Source organism: Marisediminitalea alba, from assembly GCF_002993365.1.
GTDB lineage: Bacteria > Pseudomonadota > Gammaproteobacteria > Enterobacterales > Alteromonadaceae > Alteromonas > Alteromonas alba.
On record NZ_PVNP01000218.1, the window covers coordinates 2,532 to 3,791 of the forward strand.

Genomic DNA, 1,260 nt, shown 5'->3' on the forward strand with positions numbered 1-1,260 from the left:
AAAGTAGTAGTGGAACCTTCTGGAAAGTTGGACGATACAGGGTGATAGTCCCGTACATGAAGCTGCTTTGTTTACATATTAAGTAGGTCGGAACACGTGTTATTTTGACTGAAGATGGGGGGACCATCCTCCAAGGCTAAATACTCCTATTTGACCGATAGTGAACCAGTACCGTGAGGGAAAGGCGAAAAGAACCCCTGTGAGGGGAGTGAAATAGAACCTGAAACCGTATACGTACAAGCAGTGGGAGCCCCATCACTAAGTGCCTTTAGTGATGAGACTCACAAAGTGCAACCGTTTGATATGACGATTAACGTTGACCTGCTTTAGCAGCCAACGGTAAACCGCGCCAAATCAAGCAGGGTGCTTAGTGATGGGGTGACTGCGTACCTTTTGTATAATGGGTCAGCGACTTATATTTAGTAGCAAGGTTAACCATGTAGGGGAGCCGTAGCGAAAGCGAGTGTTAACTGCGCGTCTAGTTGCTAGGTATAGACCCGAAACCCGGTGATCTAGCCATGGGCAGGTTGAAGGTTGAGTAACATCAACTGGAGGACCGAACCCACTAACGTTGAAAAGTTAGGGGATGACTTGTGGCTGGGGGTGAAAGGCCAATCAAACCGGGAGATAGCTGGTTCTCCCCGAAATCTATTTAGGTAGAGCCTCGGACGAATTCCATTGGGGGTAGAGCACTGTTAAGGCTAGGGGGTCATCCCGACTTACCAACCCTTTGCAAACTCCGAATACCAAAGAGAACTATCCGGGAGACACACGGCGGGTGCTAACGTCCGTCGTGAAGAGGGAAACAACCCAGACCGCCAGCTAAGGTCCCAAAATATTGCTAAGTGGGAAACGATGTGGGAAGGCCCAGACAGCTAGGAGGTTGGCTTAGAAGCAGCCACCCTTTAAAGAAAGCGTAATAGCTCACTAGTCGAGTCGGCCTGCGCGGAAGATGTAACGGGGCTAAGCAATATACCGAAGCTGCGGCAGCATGTTTACATGCTGGGTAGGGGAGCGTTCTGTAAGCCGCTGAAGGTGAACTGTGAAGTTTGCTGGAGGTATCAGAAGTGCGAATGCTGACATGAGTAACGATAATGCGGGTGAAAAACCCGCACGCCGGAAGACCAAGGTTTCCTGTCCCATGCTAATCAGGGCAGGGTAAGTCGGCCCCTAAGGCGAGGCAGAAATGCGTAGTCGATGGGAAACGGGTTAATATTCCCGTACTTATATAATCAGTGATGGAGGGACGGAGAAGGCTAA

General features: G+C 49.9%; 1 rRNA gene (cut by a window edge). It reads left to right on the top strand.

The features are described from left to right. Positions 1–1,260 (top strand): 23S ribosomal RNA (locus C6Y40_RS23850) (its annotated part extends 285 nt beyond the left edge of the window); the annotation flags it as partial.